The sequence below is a fragment of the Roseomonas indoligenes genome (genome assembly GCF_017813365.1).
GTDB lineage: Bacteria > Pseudomonadota > Alphaproteobacteria > Acetobacterales > Acetobacteraceae > Roseomonas > Roseomonas indoligenes.
Map to the genome: position 1 here is coordinate 19,225 of NZ_JAGIZA010000004.1, position 19,441 is coordinate 38,665.

Genomic DNA, 19,441 nt, shown 5'->3' on the forward strand with positions numbered 1-19,441 from the left:
GCTACGCCTTCAGGCGGGGAAGCAGCGCCTCGGCATTACCGCTCTCGATCCGCCGGAGGGTCGCGTCCTCCAGTCCCAGCCCGGCGAGACCCTGCACCTGCTCCGTGCAGGTCCGGTAGGGGAAGTCCGTCCCCAGCACGACCTGGCTGGCGGGCACCACCTGCAGCAGCCCGCCCATCGCCACGGGATTGGCCGCCTGCGCCGTGTCGTAGAGGAAGCGGCCCAGCGCCGGCCGCACCCCGCCCGCCAATTGCGCGCCGGAGGCGGGGATGCGCGCCTGGAACTCGAAGCGCTCGATCAGGAAGGGCGCCGTGCCCCCGGCATGGGAGAAGATGAAGCGGATCTCCGGGAAGCGCTTCGCCGTGCCGCTGAACAGAAGGCTGCCGATGGTCCGGGTGGTGTCAGTTCCGTACTCGATCAGCGGGTCGGGGAAGAGCGGCATCTGCAGGTTGGTGCAGCAGGGGGCCGAGGTGGGATGGGTGGCCGCGATCGCGCGCCGCCGGTTCAGTTCCTCATAGAGTGGCTGGAAAAGCGGGTCGCCCAGCCATTTTCCGTCATAGCTGGTGAAGAGAAGCACGCCGTCCGCCTTCAGCACGTCGAGCGCATAGGCGGCCTCGGCGAGGCTGCCCTCCACGTCCGGCAGCGGCAGGGCGGCGAAGGAGCCGAAGCGGCCGGGGAAGCGCTGCATCAGTTCCGCCGCGTACTCGTTGCAGGCGCGTGCCAGCCGGCGCCGCTCGTCGCCCTCGGCGAAAGCAAGGCCGGGGGTGGTGACGGAGAGGATGGCCACGTCGATCCCGGCCGCGTCCATGTCGGCGATCGTCCGCTGGGGCGTCCAGTCCCGCTGCAGGGGGAAGAAATCCATCCGCCTGAGCACCGCGTCCTTGTAGGCGGGCGGGGTCAGGTGATGGTGGACATCGATCCGGCGGCGCCGGGGAAGGGTGGGGGCCTGAGCCCGCAGGGAGGCCGGGATCAGGGCGGCAGCCCCGGCGGCCAGGGCTCCGCGGATCAAGCCCCGCCGCGGAAGCGCGCAGGCACAGGCGAAACCCGAATGGCCCGCCGGCTCGCACCAAAGGTTCTGCATGGTCGCGCTCCCATCCCAACCGCCCACCTGTCCCGGCGGATTCGAGCGGCTATGGAACGCCGCCGGCCCGGCGGCGCGCAATGCCGGAGCGGGTGACGGACACGAAAAAGGGCGCCCCCGCAGGGGCGCCCTATTCCGTCAGGGCCCGGCCAATGGCCGGGAAGTCAGCTCAGCGCCAGACGGGGCGGCCGAGGTTGATGTCATTGCCGCTGGTCAGCGCGCCGCCGAGAGCGCCGGCGCCGCCGCCGATCAGGGCACCCGTTCCGGCATTGCCGCCGGTGATGGCCGCGACGCCCGCGCCGGCACCGGCGCCGAGGAGGCCGCCCGAGACCGCACGGTCACCGGTGCTGTAGCCGCAGGCGCCGAGGCTGAGACCGGCGATGGCGAGGAGGGCGAGAGAGGTCTTGCGCATGGTCGGCTTTCCCGTTTGCTTCAACTATGCGTCCTCAACGCGAAGCCTTCGGGCCGGTTGCGACAACTTCATTAACATGGGCATGTACGGGGCATGCGCGCCCCATGGGCGTTTCCGGCTTGAGCGGCCCCTTCCTTGGGGCTAGTGACCTCCGCGCCCGGCTCCCGGCCGTCGGCCCGTCAATGTCCGCCCAGACCCCCCGCTCCAGCTCCGAGGTCCGCTCCGCATGTTCTCTCGCCTGTTCGGCTTCCTCTCCGCCGACATGGCCATCGACCTCGGCACCGCGAACACCCTGGTCTACGTCAAGGGCCGCGGGATCGTCCTGAACGAGCCGTCCGTCGTGGCCATCGCCGATATCCGCGGCCGCAAGCAGGTCCTGGCCGTGGGGGAGGAGGCGAAGCAGATGCTCGGCCGCACCCCCGGCAACATCGCCGCCATCCGCCCCCTGCGGGACGGGGTGATCGCCGACTTCGAGGTTGCGGAGGAGATGATAAAGCACTTCATCCGCAAGGTGCATAACCGCCGCTCCTTCGCCTCCCCCATGATCATCGTCTGCGTTCCCTCCGGCTCCACTGCCGTTGAGCGCCGGGCGATCCAGGAGAGCGCGGAGAGCGCGGGCGCCCGGAAGGTCCTTCTGATCGAGGAGCCCATGGCGGCTGCCATCGGCGCCGGCCTGCCCGTCACCGAGCCCTCCGGCTCCATGATCGTGGATATCGGCGGCGGCACGACCGAGGTGGCGGTCATCTCGCTCGGCGGCATCGTCTATGCCCGCTCCGTCCGCGTCGGCGGAGACAAGATGGACGAGGCCATCATCTCCTACATCCGGCGGCAGTTTAACCTGCTGATCGGCGAGAGCACGGCCGAGCGCATCAAGATGGGCATCGGCGCCGCCGCCCAGCCGGAAGGGGGCGAGGAGGGGCCGATCATCGAGGTGAAGGGCCGCGACCTGATGAACGGGGTCCCGCGGGAGGTCTACGTCTCCATGCGCCAGATCTCGGAGAGCCTGGCCGAGCCGGTTTCCCAGATCGTCGAGGCAGTGAAGGTGGCGCTGGAGAACACCCCGCCGGAGCTGGCCGCCGACATCGTCGACAAGGGAATCGTGCTGACGGGCGGCGGGGCGCTTCTATACGGGCTGGACAACGTCCTGCGCGAAGCAACGGGCCTGCCCGTCAGCGTGGCGGAGGAAGCACTTTCCTGCGTTGCGCTGGGAACCGGCCGGGCGCTCGAGGAGATGAAGCGACTCCGGCACGTTCTCTCCTCTATGTATTAACCTGCCACGGGGGGTAGGGGCTCGATCGGCCCCTCCTTCTATAAAATTTCTTCACGATCAGGCTTTTAGACCGGTTCCATCGTATATGGGGCGAGGGGCCAACAGCTTACGGAGAGGGGGAGGTCGGCATGATTCGTCTGAGCGTCCCGCTCCGTCAGGCCCTGGCGCGCCTCTCCGTGCCCGTGCTGATCGCCGCCGCCTTCGGGACGATGCTGCTGGGCAAGGCCGACACGGTGCTGGTCGAGCGCACCCGCATGGCGCTGGCCGACCTGCTCGCCCCGCTCTACTCCGTGGCGTCGGAGCCGATCGGGGCGGTGCGGGAGGCCGTGACGGAGGTCCAGGGCCTGCTGAACCTCCGCGAGGAGACGGCCCGCCTCCGCGAGGAGAACGAGCGCCTGCACCGCTGGCAGGCCGCCGCCCTGGCGCTGGAGGCCGAGAACGCCCTGCTGCGCCGGCAGCTCACCTTCGTGCCGGATCCGGCCCCGCAATTCCACACCGCGCGCGTGGTGGCCGATGCCGGCGGCACCTACGCCAAGGCCGTGCTGATCGCGACCGGCCCCTTCCTTCAGGTCCAGAAGGGCCAAGTGGCGCTGGATGAGCGCGGCTTGGCCGGCCGAGTGACGGAGGTAGGCGGGCGCTCCGCCCGGATTCTGCTGGTCACGGACATGAACAGCCGCATCCCCGTGGTGCTGGAGGGGTCCCGTGCCCGCGCCATGATGGTCGGCACTAACGGCGCGCGCCCGCGGCTGCAGCACTGGCCCGCCGGGATGCAGCCGCAGGACGGGGACCGGGTGGTCACTTCAGCCGAATCCGCCACCTTCCCTGCCGGACTGCCCGTGGGCGTCGTCCATCTCGGCGAGACGGGATGGCCGGAGGTGGAGCTTTACGCCCGCCTGGACCGGCTGGACCTGTTGCGGATCTTCGAGTTCGGCCTCGCGGGCATCCTCCCGCCCGAGGCCGTGACCCGCCCGGACCCCTCCGTCCGGCCGCGGCACTAGGGGCGCCTGGGTATGTGGATGCCACGCCGCGGCCGCCCCGCCTCGGCTCCCGGGTTGCTGGCGCGGCTGGACGCGCTGGCCCGCGCGGCCGCGCCCAGCGTTTCCACCATGGCCGTGATGGTGCTTGCCGCCGCGCCCGTGGGAATGCCGACCCTGGTGCCGGCCGTGGCCCTGGCCGGGGTGTTCTTCTGGAGCCTCTTCCGCCCGGCCTCCATGCCGGCGCCTGCCGCCTTCGGCCTGGGGCTCCTGCAGGACCTGCTGGGTTTCACCCCCCTCGGCATCGGCGTGCTGACGCTGCTCCTGGTCCATGGCGCGGCACTTCGGGTGCGGCGCGTGTTGGCGAAGCAATCCTTCCTGCTGGTCTGGCTGGCCTATTGTGGCTTCGCGGCACTCGCGGTGGGGCTGGGCTACGTGCTGGAGGCCCTGCTGGGCTGGCACGTTCCGCCAACCCCACCGGCCGTGGCGCAGGTCGGGCTGGCGATCGGCTTCTACCCCATCCTGGCCCTGCCGATGAGCTGGGCGCACCGGGGCATGCAGCGCGCGGAGGGGCTCGCATGAGCGCCGCCAGGAAAGAGGAGGAGGCTCGGCGGAGCGTCTTCACCCGCCGCGCCCTGGTCCTCGGCGGCATCCAGCTCGGCGCCCTGGGTTTCCTGGGGTTCCGGCTGAACAAGCTGCAGGTGGAGGAGGGGGAGCGCTACGCGACCCTCGCAGAGGAGAACCGGATCTCCGCCCGCCTCGTCGCCCCGCCGCGCGGCCGGGTGCTGGACCGGGAGGGGAAGGTGATCGCGGGCAGCCAGCTGAACTGGCGCGCCCTGATCGTGGCCGAGGACGCGCGGGACGTGCCGGCGGTGCTGGACACCTTCAGCAAGATCGTCCCCCTGACGGATACGGAGCGCACGCGCATCGAGCGCGAGGTTCGGCGCCGCCGCCGCTTCATTCCTGTGGTCCTCCGCGAATTCCTCTCCTGGGAGGAGATGGCGCGGATCGAGGTGAACGCGCCGGACCTGCCGGGGATCTCCGTGGATGTCGGGACCACCCGGGAATATCCGGAGAAGGAACACCTGGCCCATATCGTCGGCTATGTTGCGCCCCCGGCCGAGGCGGACATGGGCGAGGACCCGTTGCTGGAGCTGCCAGGCATCCGCGTGGGCCGCGCTGGGATCGAGAAGCACCACGACAAGACGCTGCGCGGCCGCGCCGGCTCCATCCGGCTGGAGGTGAACGCCGTCGGCCGCGTGATCCGGGAGCTGGACCGGCGCGAGGGCCAGCCCGGCCAGGACGTGCAGATCAGCGTGGACGCGGAGCTGCAGCGCACCGTCCGAGGCCGCTGCGAGGAGGGGACCAGCGCCGTGGTGCTGGACGCCCGGACCGGCGAGGTGCTGGCCATGGCCACCCAGCCCTCCTTCGACCCGAATCTCTTCAACGCCGGCGTCACGGCGGCGCAGTGGAGGGAGTGGACGAGCAAGCGGCAGACGCCGCTGATCAACAAATGCACCAACGGCCTCTACGCGCCCGGCTCCACATTCAAGATGATCGTGGCGCTCGCCGCGCTGGAGGCGAAGGTCTGCACGCCCGGCGACCGGGTGCCGTGCCCCGGTTACTACGACCTGGGCGACACGCGCTTCCACTGCTGGTCCAAGTACGGCCATGGCAGCCTGGACATGCGGGGCGGGCTGAAGAACTCCTGCGACTGCTACTTCTACGAGATGGCCAAGCGCACGGGCATCGACCGGATCGCGGCCATGGCGAACCGCTTCGGCCTCGGGGTGGACCTGGAAATCGAACTGCCGGGAACCCGCCGTGGCCTCGTGCCGACGCGCGCCTGGCGCCAAGCCCAGGGCAAGCCCTGGAACCTCGGCGACACGGTGGTGCACGGGATCGGGCAGGGCTTCTACCAGCTCACCCCCTTGTCCCTGGCCACCATGACGGCGCGGCTGGCCACGGGGCGGGCGGTGCAGCCGCACCTGACCCGGACCATCGGCGGCCGCCCGATCAAGGGCGTGCGGCCGGAGGACTGGCCCTCCCTCGGCATCCCCGAGCGCGACCTGCGCGTCGTGCGGGAGGGGATGTGGGCCGTGGTGAACGAGACGGGCGGCACCGCGAAGGTCGCCCAGCTGCCCGCCGGGATGGGACAGCTGGCCGGCAAGACCGGCAGCACCCAGGTCCGCCGCGTCAGCCGTGAGCAGCGCGAGCGCGGGTTCCGGGTGGAGGCCATGCCGCGGGAGTGGCGGCCTCACGCGCTGTTCGTCTCCTACGCGCCCTATGACAACCCGCAATACGTGGTCATGGTGATCGTGGAGCACGGCTCCTCCGGCGCAGGTGCCGCCGCCCCGATCGCACGCGACATCATGATCGACACCATCAATCGCTTCCGCCAGCCGGTGAACGCCCCGCCCGCCCGGGTGGCCGAGGCGGCGGCGCCACGGAACCAGTGAGGGGGGTATCCCCGCCATGATGCTGCGCGAACCGGCTGTGTATGAGCGCCGGCTGCTGATGAAGCAGCACAGCTTCGGCATTCTCGAGAAGCTCTGGCAGATCCCCTGGCTCTTCGTGCTGATGCTCTGCGGGGTGGCGGCGATCGGCTACGTCGCCCTTTATTCCGCAGGCGGCGGCACGCCGGACGCCTATGCCAGCAAGCACGCGCTGCGCTTCGGCTTCGGGCTGGTCATCATGCTGTCCATCTCCCTGGTGGACATCCGGGTGATCGCCCGCTTCGCCTGGGTTGGCTATGCCGCCGGAGTGGCGCTGCTGGTCCTGGTGCTGGTCCACGGCAATGTCGGGAAGGGGGCGCAGCGCTGGATCGATATCGGCCCGATCCAGCTCCAGCCCTCCGAGCTGATGAAGATCATGCTGTGCCTGGCCTTGGCCCATTGGTTCCACCGGGCCAGTTGGGAGAGGATGGGCAACCCGCTCTTCCTCATCCCGCCGGCGCTGGCCGTGCTGGTGCCGGTGGCGCTCATTCTGAAGCAGCCGAACCTCGGCACCGCCCTGATCACCGGGATGATCGGGGCGTCGATGTTCTGGGCCGCCGGGGTGCGGTGGTGGAAGTTCGCGATCCTGTTCGCGGGCGTCGGCTTCATCGCCCCCATCGCCTATGAGCGTTTGCACGATTACCAGAAGGCCCGGATCACGACCTTCATGGATCCGGAGAGCGACCCGCTGGGGGCCGGCTATAACATCATCCAGTCGAAGATCGCCCTCGGCTCCGGCGGGATGTGGGGGAAGGGCTTCCTGCAGGGCACGCAGGGCCACCTGAACTTCCTGCCGGAAAAGCAGACCGACTTCATCTTCACCATGATCGCGGAGGAGTTCGGACTGGTGGGCGCGCTCGGCACGCTGGGGCTGCTGGCGCTCGTGATTATCTTCGCCATGCTCACGGCGCTGCGCTGCCGCCACCAGTTCGGGCGCCTGCTGGCTCTGGGGCTGGGGACGAACTTCTTCCTCTATGTCTTCGTGAATATCGCCATGGTCACCGGCAGCATCCCCGTGGGGGGCGTGCCCCTGCCGCTGATCAGCCATGGCGGCTCCGCCGTGCTCACGGTCATGCTCGGCTTCGGGCTGCTCGGCAGCGCCTATGTCCACCGCGACGTGGAGTTCGCGGCGGCGCGGGAGTGAGGGCTGTTCCGGCAGGTCCGGTACGCGGCGGGAACGGGGGACGGGGAGGGCGCGAAGGGGGTTGACCTCTCTGCGCGATGGGCTAGAAGGCGCCACCCGGGCGGCAGCGTATGGCGCTTCCCCCTGGATCGCCGGTGCGATGGGCGCATAGCTCAGTTGGTAGAGCAGCTGACTCTTAATCAGCGGGTCGTAGGTTCGAGCCCTACTGCGCCCACCATCGCCCCGCAGATCGCGACATCCCCGACGAGTTCGTCCAGTCAGTTTCCTGGGCCGTGGCGCGTTGTCCTTCTCAGCTTGCACGTAGCCTGCCGCTTCTCCGCCTTCAGATCCAGGTATCGCGGACGGCCGACTTCGGCGATGGGATGACGGGAAAGCGAGGTTGCCGAAGCCTCTGCTTCTGCGATAAAAAAAACGAACCTTGCGACGTTGATCGCTCGGGTGAAATGCGATTTTCACCCATGGTTCTGCGATAGGGACGCAAATGGTTTCGGGTGCCCAGGTGAGGGGGGCACGGGCCATGCTCAGGCTGACTGTGTCGGAGTTGGCGGAGCGATCCTCCGTCGCGCCGAATACGGTGGTCCGGGTGGTGGCGGAAAAGCCGGTTAACACTGGCACCCTCTCAGCCTTCCAGCAGGTGTTGGAGGCGGCGGGCGTGATCTTCATGCCGGAAAACGGCGAGGGGCCGGGGGTTCGGCTGCGGAAGGCCGCATCCCCTGCGAACAGCAACGGGAAGGATTGATTTTGCGGAAGCCCAATTACAGCCAGGACCGCATGCAGCGCGAGCGGGACAAGGCCGCGAAGGCGCAGGCCAAGGAACAGAAGAAGCTTGAGCAGAGGGATGCCAAGCTGGCCGCCGCGCCGGAGCGGACCGATCAGGACGACACGTCCGATCCCCGCTGAGCGGCCGGGGCAGGCGCTTCCGGGCTCCCGGACGCCTGCCCGCGTCTACTCCGCCGACCCGAGCCGATAGCCGACGCCGGGCTCCGTCCGGATCAGGCTCGCCGCCTCGCCCAGTTTCTGGCGGAGATGCCCGATATAGACGCGCAGGTATTGCGCGTCCTCCGTGTGCCCCGGGCCCCAGACCGCGAGAAGAAGCTGCCGCTGCGTGACCACCCGGCCGGCGCCCGCGCGCGCCAGGGCGGCCAGCAGGTCCCATTCGCGCGGGGTCAGCCGTAGCAGGGCGCCGTCTAGGGTGGCCATGCGCCCGGCCAAGTCCACCTCCAGCGGCCCCACCCGGACCACTACCTCCGCCGTGGTCCCGCCACGCGCGGCAGCCCGGCGTAGGGAAGCCCGAAGCCGGGCCAGCAGTTCCCCCAGGGCGAAGGGCTTCTCCACGTAGTCGTCCGCGCCGGCATCCAGGGCCGCCACCTTGCCCTCCTCCCGGTCCCGGGCCGAGAGGACGATGATCGGCGCCTCCGTGAAGCCCCGCAGCCTGGGAATCACGGCCTGCCCGTCCATGTCGGGCAGGCCGAGGTCGAGCAGGACCGCGGCCGGCGCGAAGGAGGCGGCGAGGCGCAGTCCCTCCGCCGCGTTCTCCGCCCGCAGCGGCTCATAGCCCGAGGCGGCGAGGGCGGGGCCGAGGAAACGGTGGATCTGCGCCTCGTCATCCACAACCAGGACCCGAGGCCGGGATAGGTCCGCGCCGCTCATGCCCCAGCTCCGACGATGGGGAACCGCAGCGACATGCGTGTCCCCCGGCCGTCGCGCAGCGGGCTCTCGGCCGCGATCTCGCCGCCCATCGCGCGCGTCAGGCCGCGGGCGATGGCGAGGCCCAACCCCGTGCCGGCGGCGATGCGGTCCGTGCGGCTGGCCCGGAAGAAGGGGTCGAAGATCCGCACGAGATCCTGCCGCGGGATGCCCGGCCCGTCATCCTCCACCTGCACCAGCACGTTCGCGCCTTCGCGCCGCGCCGAGATGACGACATGCCCGTCAGAGCCGGAGAACTTCATCGCGTTGTCCAACAGGTTGGAGAGGATTCCGTCGAACAGCACGGGATCGAGGGAGGGCGTGGGAAGCCGCCCGTCCAGCCGGCGCTCCAGCGATCGCCCGGCCGCGTGCTCCGCGCGCTCCGCGGCGGCCTCAATGGCGGAAGGCAGGTCGAGCGGCTCCCGCCGCGGGGTCACCGCGCCCGCCTCCACGCGAACCATGTTCAGCACGTCCGTCGCGAAGCGTGCCAGCCGCGCCGTCTCCTCCTCGGCCGCCAGGATCAGGTCGGCCCGCGCCTCCGGCGAAAGGGCATCGCCCATGGTCCGCAGCGTCTCCAGCGATCCCCGGATGCCCGTCAGCGGCGTTCGCAGGTCGTGGCCCAGGGAGGTGAGCAGCGTCGTCCGCAGCGAGTCCGCCTCCGCCCGCGCCGCGCCGCGCGCCCGCTCCTCCATCAGGTCGGCGCGCTCCAACGCGACGGCGGCTTGGTCGAGCAGCGCGTCCAGCGCGCGGGCGCGCTCCGCGTCCAGCGGCTCCGTCCGCACGGCAAAGCGCAGCCCCACAAGGCCCGCCGGGCCCTGACCGGCCGTCAGGGGCTGGAACTGCCAGGGCACCGCCGGCAGCGTGTCCGTTCCCCATCCCGTCGCGCTCCGCCGGGCGGAGGCCCAGCGCGCGGCGGCCATCGAAGCATCGTCCGGCTGTGCATCGGCGGGCGCGGCGGCGCGGACGACCAGGTCGGCCTCCTGCGGGGAACCCGGCGCATCCAGCCCCAGCCCGGGCAGGTCCCCGCCCGTGATGGGCATCAGCACGCAGCAGGGGCAGCCCGCCACCCGCTCCGCCTCCTGCGCGATGAGGGTGAGGAGGTCGCCGCGGCTCATCGGGGCGCCCAGGCGACGGCTGAACTCTACGAGCCGGCGCAGCCCGAAGACCCGCGCCCGCGCCGCCCGCACGGAATGCCCCAACCTTCCCGCCGTGCCGGCCATGAGCAGGGCGACGAGGCTGAAGACGACGGCGCCCACCACCTCCTGCGGCCCGCTGATGGTGAGGGTGTAGCGCGGGGGGATGAACAGGTAGTTCCAGGCGAGGAAGGAGAGCACGGCCGCCGCCACGCCATGCGCGGGCCCGAAGGCGACGGCTGAGGCCACGGTGGCCGCCAGGTACACCATTCCCAGCGCCCCCTCCGCCACGATCCCGTCCAGCCCGAAGCCGATCCCCGTGGCGGCCAGCACGATCAGGGGCACGGAGACCCGCCCAAGCCATGGCGGAACGGCACGGGCCGGGGGAGGGGCGGTGCGCCGCCCCGTGCCGACGGGATCTGGCACGAGGTGCAGCGCGAAATCCGTGGCCCGCCGGAGCAGGGTGGCGGAGAGCGTTCGGCCGGTCAGGCGACGCCAGAGGGAAGGGCGCCCGCGGCCGAGCACGAGGTGCGTCACGTTCCGCTCCGCGGCCGCCGCCAGGATGGCGCGGGGCACGTCGGTGTCCACCACCGTCTCCGTCTCGGCGCCCAAGGTCTCCGCGAAGCGCAGCGCGGCGGACGGGTCGCCCCGCGCCGCGCCCGGCCGCTCCACATGCAGGGCAACTAGGGGGGCGCGCAGCGTGGCGGCGATGCGCTGCGCGTGGCGCACCACGCCTTCCGCGGCGGGATCGCCGCCCACCAGCACCATCACGCGGTCGCCGGTCGGCCAGGGGCCGGCGATGGCGTTGGCGCGCATGTAGCCGGTGACATCAGCATCCACCCGCTCCGCCGTGCGGCGCAGCGCCATCTCGCGCAGGGCGGCGAGGTTGCCCTCGCGGAAGAAGCCGCGCAGGGCGCGCTCCGCCTGGTCCGCGCGATAGACCTTGCCCTGGCGCAGCCGCTCCAGCAGCTCCGCCGGCGGGATGTCGATCAGCTCCACGGCGTCGGCCTCGGCCAGCACGTGGTCCGGCACCGTCTCCGCCACGCGCACGCCGGTGATGCGCGCCACGGCGTCCGAGAGGCTCTCCAGGTGCTGGACGTTCATCGCCGTCCAGACCTCGATGCCGGCGGCGCGCAGCTCCTCCACGTCCTGCCAGCGCCGGGGATGGCGGCTGCCCGGCGCGTTGCTGTGCGGCAGCTCGTCCAGCACGAGGATCGCCGGGTGGCGGGCGAGCGCGGCGTCCAGGTCGAACTCCTCCAGCACCTGGCCACGGTAGGCCAGCCGGGCGCGCGGCAGCACCTCCAGCCCCGAGAGCTGCGCCGCCGTCTCCGCGCGCCCATGCGTCTCCGCGAGGCCGACCACGACGTCCGTGCCGCCCAGCGCGCGGCGCCGGGCCTCGGTCAGCATCTCGTAAGTCTTGCCTACGCCAGGGGCGGCGCCGAGGAACACCTTCAGCCGCCCGCGTCCCTCCCGACGCGCCGCGTCGAGGAGGGCATCGGGGTCCGGGCGGGGCGGCTCGGCGGGGCGGGTGGCGGAGGGCATGGTCCGGGTCAGGCGGTGCGGGCAGGGCGGGGCCTTGTGCCCCTGTGGTCAAGCTTTCGCATGGCCCGCCAGAAGACCCAAGGCGAGGGCGACGGCGGCAATCGCCACCGCGCCGGCCAGCCACAACATCGCGGCCGCCGGATCGACGGCCCGTCCCTTCAGACCCATGGCGAAGGAGCCGAAGAAGGCCCAGAGGAGCAGGGCGAGGAAGCCGAGCATCCCGACGCGGCCGGGCGGCAAGCGCCGAATGCGGGTCAGGCGCCGGTCCGGAAGCTGGGCCGTGCGGTGCAGGCCCGGCAAAGGTGAGATCGCGGCCGACATGCTCCCATTCCCCAATGCGTGGCTGCGGCACCAATGTGACGGAGCCCGCGTAAAGGCGCGATGATCGGATGCGGTGCCCCGCGTAAAGGCCGCATAAAAATGCACCTCGCGTAGGCCCATTTATGCCGTTTTTACGCGCCTGCCGCCTGTCCGGAATGGCGTTTTTACGCCCGCGGGACTGAATCCATCTGCGGTCGCCGGCCCGTGCCGGCAGGGAACCGCCATGCTCGACATCCTCCTCCTCGCACTCGGCCTGGGCAGCTTCGCGCTGCTCGCGGCCTATGCCTCCGCCTGCGAACGGGTCTGAGGCACCATGCTCGACCTCATCCTCGGCGGCGCCGTCTCCGCCGGCCTGCTGGCCTATCTTCTCTGGGCGCTGCTGCGCCCCGAGAGCCTGTGACGGGGACCTCTGACCCATGACACTCCTCGGCTGGGCGCAGATCGCGCTCGTCCTCGCGCTCACCGTTGCGGCCGCCGTGCCGATCGGGCGCTACATCGCGGCCGTCGCCGACGGCCGCGTGACCTGGCTCCGGCCGGTCGAAACCTTGTTCTACCGCGTGGGCGGGATCGACCCCGCGCGCGGGCAGGACTGGCGCGGCTACGCGCTGGCGATGCTGGCTGCGAATGCGGCGGGCTTCGTGCTGCTCTTCGCGATCCTGCGCCTGCAGGGCGTGCTGCCGCTGAACCCGCAGGGCGCCTCGGGCATGTCCTCCTGGCTCGCCTTCAACACGGCGGTCAGCTTCGTCACCAACACGAACTGGCAGGCCTATTCGGGTGAGGTGGCTGCGTCCTACCTCTCGCAGATGGCCGGGTTCACGGTGCAGAACTTCCTCTCGGCCTCCACCGGCATCGCGCTGGCCCTTGCCGTGTCCCGCGCCTTCGCGCGCGGCGGGCTGCGGGAACTCGGGAACTTCTGGGCGGACTTCACGCGGGTCACGCTCTACGTCCTTCTGCCCATGGCGGTGGTGCTGGGCTTCGCCTTCGTCGCGCTCGGCATGCCGCAAACCCTGGCGGACTACGCCACGGCCACCACGCTGGAGGGCGCGCAGCAGACCATCCCGCTCGGCCCCGTGGCCTTCCAGGTCGCCATCAAGCACCTCGGCACCAATGGCGGCGGCTTCTTCGGCGTGAACTCGCTCCACCCCTTCGAAGGGCCGGACGCGATCGCGACCGCGCTGCAGATCATGGCGCAGGCCGTGATTCCCTTCGCGCTCTGCCTCGCCTTCGGGCGAATCGTCGGCGACATCCGCCAGGGCCGCGCGCTGCTGGCCGTGATGCTCGGCTTCGTCGTGGTGGCAACCGCCGCCATCTACGCCGCCGAGGCAGCAGGCAATCCGCTGATGACGGCGATGGGCGTCGATCCCGCCATGGGCAACATGGAGGGCAAGGACGTCCGCTTCGGCCTGCCGCTCGTCGCGCTCTTCACCGCGACCACCACGGGCGCCTCCTGCGGCGCGGTGAACGCGATGTTCGACAGCTTCACGCCGCTGGGCGGGATGGTGCCGCTGTTCCTGATCCAGCTCGGCGAGGTCCTGCCGGGCGGCGTGGGCTCCGGCCTCTACGGCATGCTCGTCTTCGCGCTGCTGGCGGTCTTCGTCGCCGGGCTGATGGTGGGGCGCACGCCGGAATACCTGGGCAAGAAGGTGCAGGCGCGGGAGATCAAGCTGGCCATGCTGGCGGTGCTGATCCTGCCAACCGCCATCCTCGGCTTCACCGCCGTGTCGCTGGTGCTGCCGGCCGCGATCTCGTCCATCCAGGATGGCGGGCCGCACGGCCTCTCCGAAATGCTCTACGCCTACACCTCCGCCGCGGGGAACAACGGCTCTGCCTTCGGCGGCCTCACCGCCGACACGCCCTGGCTGAACACGACCCTCGGCATTGCCATGCTGCTCGGGCGCTTCGCCTTCGTCGTTCCCGTCATGGCCATCGCCGGATCGCTGGCGGCCAAGCCGCGCGCGCCGGAAGGCGCGGGCACCTTCCCCACCCATGGCCCGCTCTTTGCCGGGCTGCTGGCGGGCGTGATCCTCATCCTCGGCGGGCTGCAGTTCCTGCCCTCCCTCACCCTCGGGCCGATCGCGGAGCACTTCAGCCTCCTCACCGGCAAGACCTTCTGAGGTCCATGATGCTCGACACCACCACAGGCCTGGGCGCGACCAACACGCGCGCCCGCCCGCCGATGCTCGACCCGGCACTGCTGCCGCGGGCGATCGGGGACGCCTTCCGCAAGCTGAATCCCGCGACGCTGATCCGGAACCCCGTGATCTTCGTCACCGAGGTCGTCTCGATCCTCGTCACGGTCCTGGCGGGCAGCGCCGCCGGGCGGGGGGAACCCTGGGGCTTCCAGGCCGGGATCGCGGTCTGGCTTTGGTTCACCGTCCTCTTCGCCACCTTCGCGGAGGCGGTGGCGGAGGGGCGCGGCCGCGCGCGGGCGGAGAGCTTGCGCAAGGCGCGCACGGATACGCAGGCCAAGGTGCTGATCCGCGCCGATGACCGCTCCCTCTGGCAGCCGCGCGGCGCGACGGAGCTGCATGTGGGCGACCTCGTGCTCGTCGAGGCCGGCGACCTCATCCCCTCGGACGGCGAGGTGGTGCAGGGGATCGCCAGCGTGAACGAGGCGGCCGTGACGGGCGAGAGCGCGCCGGTGATCCGCGAGAGCGGCGGCGACCGCAGCGCCGTCACGGGCGGCACGCTCGTCGTCTCCGACTGGATCGTGGTGCGGATCACCGCCGCGCCCGGATCCACCTTCCTGGACCGCATGATCTCCCTCGTCGAGGGCGCATCGCGCCAGAAGACGCCGAACGAGATCGCGCTGGACATCCTGCTGGCGGGGATGACGATCATCTTTCTCATCGCCGTGGCCAGCGTCGTCGGGCTGGCGAGCTGGAACGGCCAGCCGCCCTCCGTGCCCGTGCTGGCCGCGCTGCTCGTGACGCTGATCCCCACCACCATCGGCGGGTTGCTCTCGGCCATCGGCATCGCCGGCATGGACCGCCTCGTCCGCTTCAACGTGATGGCGACGAGCGGCCGCGCGGTGGAGGCGGCGGGCGACGTGGACGTGCTGCTGCTGGACAAGACCGGCACCATCACCCTCGGCAACCGCCAGGCCGCCGCCTTCGTGCCGGTGGCGGGCGTGGCCGAGCGCGACCTGGCGGAGGCCGCCGTGCTCTCCTCCCTCGCGGACGAGACGCCGGAGGGCCGGTCCATCCTCGCCTTCGCGCGCGACCGTCACGGCATTACCCCGCCGGCGCTGCCAGCCCACGCCACGGTGGTGCCCTTCACCGCTCAGACCCGCATTTCCGGCCTGGACATGGACGGCGCGCAGTACCGCAAGGGCGCGGCCGACTCCCTGATCCGTGCCGCGGGCGGCGGAGCCCCGGCCGCGCTGCGCGAGGCGGTGGACCGTATCGCCCGCGTGGGCGGCACGCCTCTGGTCGTGGCGAAGGACAACCGCATCCTCGGCGCCATCGAGCTGAAGGACATCGTCAAGCCCGGCATCCGCGAGCGCTTCGCGGCCCTTCGCAAGATGGGCATTCGCACGGTGATGGTGACGGGCGACAACCGCCTGACCGCCGCCGCGATCGCGACCGAGGCCGGGGTGGACGACTTCATCGCGGAGGCGACCCCGCAGGACAAGCTGCAGTACATCCGCGACGCGCAGGGCGAGGGCCGCCTTGTCGCCATGGCGGGCGACGGCACCAACGACGCGCCGGCGCTCGCCCAGGCCGATGTCGGCGTGGCCATGCAGACCGGCACCCAGGCCGCGCGCGAGGCCGGGAACATGGTGGACCTGGACAGCGACCCCACGAAGCTCATCGAGGTGGTGGAGATCGGCAAGCAGCTCCTCATCACCCGTGGCGCGCTGACCACCTTCTCCATCGCAAACGACGTGGCGAAGTACTTCGCCATCCTGCCCGCCATCTTCGTGCTGCAATACCCGGAGCTGCAGGCGCTGAACGTCATGCGCCTGGCGAGCCCGGAGAGCGCCATCCTCTCCGCCGTGATCTTCAACGCGCTGATCATCGTGGCCCTGGTCCCCCTGGCGCTGCGGGGCGTGCGCTACACGCCGGTGGGCGCGGCGGCGCTGCTGCGGCGGAACCTCCTGATCTACGGGCTGGGCGGGATCGTCGCGCCCTTCGTTGGGATCAAGATCATCGACGTCATCCTCCAGCTCCTCGGGATTGCCTGAGCCATGTCCATCCTTCGTCCCGCCGCGACCGTTGTCGTCGGCTTCACCTTTCTTCTCGGCCTCGCCGCTCCGGCGGTGATGACCACGGTGGCGGGCGCGGTGATGCCGCGCCAGGCCGGCGGATCCCTCATCGAGCGCGACGGCCACGTGATCGGCTCCGCGCTCATTGGTCAGAACTTCACGGCGGAGCGGTACTTCCACCCGCGCCCCTCCGCCACCAGCGCGGCCGACCCGCAGGACAGCAGCAAGACGGCGGATGCGCCCTACAACGCCGCCGCCTCAGCCGCCTCGCAGCGCGGGCCGGCCAGCCAGGTTCTGCTGGACGCGGTGAAGGAGCGAATGGCGGAAGCCGGGCCCGCCCCCGTGCCGGCCGATGCCGTCACCGCTTCCGGCTCAGGGCTCGACCCCGACATCAGCCCGGAGAACGCGGCCCGCCAGGTGGCGCGGGTGGCGCAGGCGCGCGGCATCCCGGAGGAGCGGGTGCGCGCGATGGTAGAGGCGGCTACGAGCGGCCCGTCGCTGGGGATCCTGGGTGTATCGCGGGTGGATGTCCTGCGGCTCAACCTGGCTCTCGACGAGGCGCGCTGAGCCCCGCCGCCGGGCCGCTTGCCCCCAGCGGCGGCCCGGTGGGATAAGGGCGGAATGAACGGGGCGCGCGGCGCGGGCGGCATTGCTGCCCGTGGGGAGGTCGGGGGCATGACCTCGCGTGGCCTCTTGTGGACCGCGCCCTGCCGCCGTCCTACGGCGATGGGGGATGGCGCGCGATGAACCTGGCCGGGCTGAGCTTTCGCGACATCGAGTATCTCGTCGCCGTCGCGGACCACCTGCATTTCGGCAAGGCCGCCACGGCCTGCGCGGTTAGCCAGCCCACTCTCTCCGCCCAGGTCCGCAAGCTCGAGGAATATCTCGGCATCCAGGTCTTCGAGCGAGCCAGCCGCAGTGTCATGGTCACCGACCGGGGCGCCGAGGTGCTGGCCCAGTGCCGCGCCGTTCTGGCGGAAGGCAGGCGCCTGCTGGAGATGGCTCAGTCCCGGAGCGAACCGCTGGGCGGGCAGTTCCGGCTGGGCGTCATCTCAACCCTGGCGCCCTATGTCGCCCCCATCATCCTCAGCCCCCTGCGGGAACGCTTCCCGAAGCTCCGGCTGCATCTGGTGGACGGGACAGCGAACGGCCTCGTGCGCGGGCTTGAGGCCGGAGAGCTGGACGCGCTGCTCGCCTCCTCGCCCATCCGGGGCATCGAGCTGTCCGAGCTGCCGGTCTTCCATGAGAGTTTCGTCCTGGCCGTGCCGCGCGACCACCGGCTGGCGGTGATCGAGCGCGTGACGATGGACGACGTTCCCCCGGGCGAGCTGATCCTGCTCAGCGACGGACACTGCCTGCGCGACCAGACCATCGCCCTCTTCTCCGCCGGCCAGCGCGCCGCGCAGGGCGGCGGCGCCATGCAGGCGACGAGCCTGGAGACGCTGCGGCAGATGATCGGGGCGGGGATCGGGCTCTCCTTCTTGCCGCAGCTCGCAGTTCAGGTCGGCACGCTGCTGGACGATATGGTCGCCTATCGCCTGATCCGCGATCCCACCCTGCCCGGGCGCGACATCTCGCTCTTCCACCGCCCGAGCTTCGGCCGCATCCGCGAGGTGCGCCTGCTGCGGGACGTGATCCGCGACGCACTCGCCTCCCTTGGAACCATCCGGGTGCACGGCCACCCGCAGACGCGCTCGCTCGGGGCAGGCTAGCTCCGCAGCGCCGCGCCAGGTTGGGTGCAGCGGTGGATCAGAACACGTTCCGCCCGGCGAGCCCGACCAGCAGGGTCCGCACCATGATCTTCACGTCCAGCCACAGCGACCAGTGCGTCATGTAGTGCAGGTCCATCTCAATGCTTCGTCGCGCGTTCTCCGGCGAGCGGAGGGCGTAGCTGCGCATCCCGTGCGCCTGGGCATAACCCGTCAGCCCCGGCTTGATCCGGTGCCGTTCCGCGTACTGGTTCACCAGGTCGGAGAACCGTTCGTTCTCGACGAGCATGTTAGCCACGTAGGGCCTCGGGCCGACGATGGACATCTCACCCTTGAGGACGTTCAGCAGCTGCGGCAGCTCGTCGATGCTCAGCCGCCGCAGCACGCTGCCCACCCGGGTCACGCGCGGATCCGCTGGCCCGGTGGTGCCGACCGTGGCGTCGTCGTCCGGGTTCACCTTCATCGTGCGGAACTTGTAAATGAAGAAAGGCCGCCGGCCGAAGCCGGGCCGCATCTGCCGGAACAGGACGGGCCCCGGCCCCTCCAGACGAATGGCCAGGGCGGCGACGAGCATGAGCGGGCTGAGCACCAGCAGGCCGATGGAGGCCACCACGTAATCCTCCATCACCTTCAGCAATCCCTGCGTGCCCTTGAAAGGCCGGCTCAGCACCTGCAGGGACCGCAGGCGGCCCAGCGGCATGATGGCGGCGAAGCTCGGGCTCGTCTCGGGCCGCTCAAAAGGGATCACCACGTCCGCCGCGATCCAGCTCACGGACTCCACGAGGCGGATCGCTTCTGAAAGCCTGGGCAGGGGAAGGGCGAGGACGACGACATCGATCGTATGCGCCGTGGCATAGCCCCCGAGCGCGTCCAGGTTGCCCATCACGGGGATGCCGGCCACGGACTCCGCCCGCGGCTCGTTGTCCAGGCGGTAGATGGCGCGGATGTCGTAGCCCACCGGATCCTCGCCCAGCGACCGGACCACCGCCTCCGCCGTCGGACCGGTTCCGACCACGACGACCCTACGGCGCAGCAGGCTCCACCGCGTCGCCAGCCCGATCAGCCAGCGCTGCAGCAGCCGCCCCAGCATCAGAATGCCGAGCAGCAGGACATGCCAGGCCAGCAGCCACTGCGCCTGCCAGAGGGCTGAGGGCAGGAAGGTCCAGAGAAGGACGAGGCTGAGCACCAGGGCGGGCGCCAGCCCGGCGATGAGGAAGAAGAAGGCGGCGACCGGGTCCGCGTAGCGCTCCACCCTGTAGCCGCCGATGCGCTCCAGCACGGCGATGTAGACGAGCACCTCCGCCAGCGCGATCACCACGATCTGCGAGAGCAGGAGGCCACTTGCCAGCACGGGCACCGGCGGGTCGGCCAGGAGGGCGGCCGCGATCAGGAACAGGACGAAATCCGAGACGCCGACCAGCCGGTTGATCATGCCCTGCGTCCATCGAACGAAGGAGGGCGTGGATC

The 19,441-nt window shown here is 70.9% G+C and carries 18 protein-coding genes and 1 tRNA gene; 13 read left to right on the forward strand and 6 right to left on the reverse strand.

Annotation, left to right across the window (positions count from 1 at the left end):
* Position 1: 1 nt before the first annotated feature.
* Both J5Y10_RS07435 and J5Y10_RS07440 read right to left on the reverse strand, forming a co-directional pair.
* The gene (locus J5Y10_RS07435; protein ID WP_209372319.1) at positions 2–1,081 is read right to left on the reverse strand and encodes an amidohydrolase family protein; all 1,080 of its coding nucleotides are present in this window, start codon (positions 1,079–1,081) and stop codon (positions 2–4) included.
* A gap of 169 nt (positions 1,082–1,250) precedes the next feature.
* Positions 1,251–1,493, reverse strand: a complete 243-nt coding sequence (locus tag J5Y10_RS07440) for a YMGG-like glycine zipper-containing protein (RefSeq protein WP_209372321.1) — start codon at positions 1,491–1,493, stop codon at positions 1,251–1,253.
* Between the two features lie 226 nt (positions 1,494–1,719).
* Between J5Y10_RS07440 and J5Y10_RS07445 the strand changes: the two genes are divergently transcribed.
* From J5Y10_RS07445 to J5Y10_RS28390, 8 genes are all read left to right on the forward strand, one after another.
* Positions 1,720–2,763, forward strand: a complete 1,044-nt coding sequence (locus tag J5Y10_RS07445) for a rod shape-determining protein (protein ID WP_209372323.1) — start codon at positions 1,720–1,722, stop codon at positions 2,761–2,763.
* A gap of 128 nt (positions 2,764–2,891) precedes the next feature.
* A complete protein-coding gene (gene mreC, locus J5Y10_RS07450) occupies positions 2,892–3,761 on the forward strand; it encodes a rod shape-determining protein MreC (protein ID WP_209372325.1) in 870 nt (289 codons plus the stop codon).
* 18 nt (positions 3,762–3,779) lie between these two features.
* A complete protein-coding gene (gene mreD, locus J5Y10_RS07455) occupies positions 3,780–4,319 on the forward strand; it encodes a rod shape-determining protein MreD (protein WP_245214436.1) in 540 nt (179 codons plus the stop codon).
* Entirely contained in the window at positions 4,316–6,196 is a 1,881-nt protein-coding gene (mrdA, locus tag J5Y10_RS07460; protein ID WP_209372329.1) for a penicillin-binding protein 2, read from the forward strand. The genes mreD and mrdA overlap by 4 nt, the downstream gene beginning before the upstream one ends.
* A gap of 16 nt (positions 6,197–6,212) precedes the next feature.
* Positions 6,213–7,376: a rod shape-determining protein RodA gene (gene rodA / locus J5Y10_RS07465; protein ID WP_209372330.1), complete on the forward strand. Its 1,164-nt coding sequence runs from the start codon at positions 6,213–6,215 to the stop codon at positions 7,374–7,376.
* A 141-nt stretch (positions 7,377–7,517) separates the two neighbouring features.
* Positions 7,518–7,593 (forward strand) — tRNA-Lys (locus tag J5Y10_RS07470).
* A gap of 300 nt (positions 7,594–7,893) precedes the next feature.
* A complete protein-coding gene (locus tag J5Y10_RS07475; RefSeq protein ID WP_245214437.1) occupies positions 7,894–8,115 on the forward strand; it encodes a transcriptional regulator in 222 nt (73 codons plus the stop codon).
* A 32-nt stretch (positions 8,116–8,147) separates the two neighbouring features.
* On the forward strand, positions 8,148–8,276 hold the full coding sequence (locus tag J5Y10_RS28390; protein WP_280855171.1) for a hypothetical protein: 129 nt from the start codon (positions 8,148–8,150) through the stop codon (positions 8,274–8,276).
* A 45-nt stretch (positions 8,277–8,321) separates the two neighbouring features.
* Here the strand turns inward: J5Y10_RS28390 and J5Y10_RS07480 are convergent, their stop codons facing one another.
* The 3 genes from J5Y10_RS07480 to J5Y10_RS07490 are packed head-to-tail and all read right to left on the reverse strand — an operon-like array spanning position 8,322 to position 12,058.
* Positions 8,322–9,026: a response regulator gene (locus tag J5Y10_RS07480; RefSeq protein WP_209372334.1), complete on the reverse strand. Its 705-nt coding sequence runs from the start codon at positions 9,024–9,026 to the stop codon at positions 8,322–8,324.
* Positions 9,023–11,737: a sensor histidine kinase gene (locus J5Y10_RS07485; protein ID WP_209372336.1), complete on the reverse strand. Its 2,715-nt coding sequence runs from the start codon at positions 11,735–11,737 to the stop codon at positions 9,023–9,025. The genes J5Y10_RS07480 and J5Y10_RS07485 overlap by 4 nt, the downstream gene beginning before the upstream one ends.
* Positions 11,738–11,785: 48 nt before the next feature.
* Positions 11,786–12,058 (reverse strand): hypothetical protein, encoded by a 273-nt coding sequence (locus tag J5Y10_RS07490; protein ID WP_209372338.1) that lies wholly within the window; start codon positions 12,056–12,058, stop codon positions 11,786–11,788.
* Between the two features lie 313 nt (positions 12,059–12,371).
* Here J5Y10_RS07490 and kdpF point away from each other — a divergent pair, with 313 nt between their 5' ends.
* The 5 genes from kdpF (at position 12,372) to J5Y10_RS07515 (ending at position 17,977) form a co-directional block, all read left to right on the forward strand.
* On the forward strand, positions 12,372–12,458 hold the full coding sequence (kdpF, locus tag J5Y10_RS28875; RefSeq protein WP_209372964.1) for a K(+)-transporting ATPase subunit F: 87 nt from the start codon (positions 12,372–12,374) through the stop codon (positions 12,456–12,458).
* Positions 12,459–12,474: 16 nt separating this feature from the next.
* Positions 12,475–14,172, forward strand: a complete 1,698-nt coding sequence (gene kdpA, locus J5Y10_RS07500) for a potassium-transporting ATPase subunit KdpA (RefSeq protein ID WP_209372340.1) — start codon at positions 12,475–12,477, stop codon at positions 14,170–14,172.
* Between the two features lie 8 nt (positions 14,173–14,180).
* The gene (kdpB, locus tag J5Y10_RS07505; RefSeq protein ID WP_408901576.1) at positions 14,181–16,244 is read left to right on the forward strand and encodes a potassium-transporting ATPase subunit KdpB; all 2,064 of its coding nucleotides are present in this window, start codon (positions 14,181–14,183) and stop codon (positions 16,242–16,244) included.
* Between the two features lie 3 nt (positions 16,245–16,247).
* Entirely contained in the window at positions 16,248–16,832 is a 585-nt protein-coding gene (gene kdpC / locus J5Y10_RS07510; protein ID WP_209372342.1) for a potassium-transporting ATPase subunit KdpC, read from the forward strand.
* A 128-nt stretch (positions 16,833–16,960) separates the two neighbouring features.
* Complete coding sequence (locus tag J5Y10_RS07515) at positions 16,961–17,977, forward strand: LysR substrate-binding domain-containing protein (protein WP_209372344.1); 1,017 nt, start codon at positions 16,961–16,963, stop codon at positions 17,975–17,977.
* A 37-nt stretch (positions 17,978–18,014) separates the two neighbouring features.
* Here J5Y10_RS07515 and J5Y10_RS07520 read toward each other — a convergent pair whose 3' ends face one another.
* Positions 18,015–19,406, reverse strand: coding sequence for an exopolysaccharide biosynthesis polyprenyl glycosylphosphotransferase (locus tag J5Y10_RS07520; RefSeq protein WP_209372346.1), 1,392 nt, complete (start codon positions 19,404–19,406; stop codon positions 18,015–18,017).
* Positions 19,407–19,441 lie beyond the last annotated feature (35 nt).

What these genes read in the sequence shown, in the direction of transcription:
- J5Y10_RS07435 (WP_209372319.1), bottom strand. Translation starts at nt 1,081, where the DNA reads ATGCAGAACCTTTGGTGCGAGCCGGCGGGCCATTCGGGTTTCGCCTGT.
- J5Y10_RS07440 (WP_209372321.1), bottom strand. Translation starts at nt 1,493, where the DNA reads ATGCGCAAGACCTCTCTCGCCCTCCTCGCCATCGCCGGTCTCAGCCTC.
- J5Y10_RS07445 (WP_209372323.1), top strand. Translation starts at nt 1,720, where the DNA reads ATGTTCTCTCGCCTGTTCGGCTTCCTCTCCGCCGACATGGCCATCGAC.
- mreC (WP_209372325.1), top strand. Translation starts at nt 2,892, where the DNA reads ATGATTCGTCTGAGCGTCCCGCTCCGTCAGGCCCTGGCGCGCCTCTCC.
- mreD (WP_245214436.1), top strand. Translation starts at nt 3,780, where the DNA reads ATGCCACGCCGCGGCCGCCCCGCCTCGGCTCCCGGGTTGCTGGCGCGG.
- mrdA (WP_209372329.1), top strand. Translation starts at nt 4,316, where the DNA reads ATGAGCGCCGCCAGGAAAGAGGAGGAGGCTCGGCGGAGCGTCTTCACC.
- rodA (WP_209372330.1), top strand. Translation starts at nt 6,213, where the DNA reads ATGATGCTGCGCGAACCGGCTGTGTATGAGCGCCGGCTGCTGATGAAG.
- J5Y10_RS07475 (WP_245214437.1), top strand. Translation starts at nt 7,894, where the DNA reads ATGCTCAGGCTGACTGTGTCGGAGTTGGCGGAGCGATCCTCCGTCGCG.
- J5Y10_RS28390 (WP_280855171.1), top strand. Translation starts at nt 8,148, where the DNA reads ATGCAGCGCGAGCGGGACAAGGCCGCGAAGGCGCAGGCCAAGGAACAG.
- J5Y10_RS07480 (WP_209372334.1), bottom strand. Translation starts at nt 9,026, where the DNA reads ATGAGCGGCGCGGACCTATCCCGGCCTCGGGTCCTGGTTGTGGATGAC.
- J5Y10_RS07485 (WP_209372336.1), bottom strand. Translation starts at nt 11,737, where the DNA reads ATGCCCTCCGCCACCCGCCCCGCCGAGCCGCCCCGCCCGGACCCCGAT.
- J5Y10_RS07490 (WP_209372338.1), bottom strand. Translation starts at nt 12,058, where the DNA reads ATGTCGGCCGCGATCTCACCTTTGCCGGGCCTGCACCGCACGGCCCAG.
- kdpF (WP_209372964.1), top strand. Translation starts at nt 12,372, where the DNA reads ATGCTCGACCTCATCCTCGGCGGCGCCGTCTCCGCCGGCCTGCTGGCC.
- kdpA (WP_209372340.1), top strand. Translation starts at nt 12,475, where the DNA reads ATGACACTCCTCGGCTGGGCGCAGATCGCGCTCGTCCTCGCGCTCACC.
- kdpB (WP_408901576.1), top strand. Translation starts at nt 14,181, where the DNA reads ATGCTCGACACCACCACAGGCCTGGGCGCGACCAACACGCGCGCCCGC.
- kdpC (WP_209372342.1), top strand. Translation starts at nt 16,248, where the DNA reads ATGTCCATCCTTCGTCCCGCCGCGACCGTTGTCGTCGGCTTCACCTTT.
- J5Y10_RS07520 (WP_209372346.1), bottom strand. Translation starts at nt 19,406, where the DNA reads ATGATCAACCGGCTGGTCGGCGTCTCGGATTTCGTCCTGTTCCTGATC.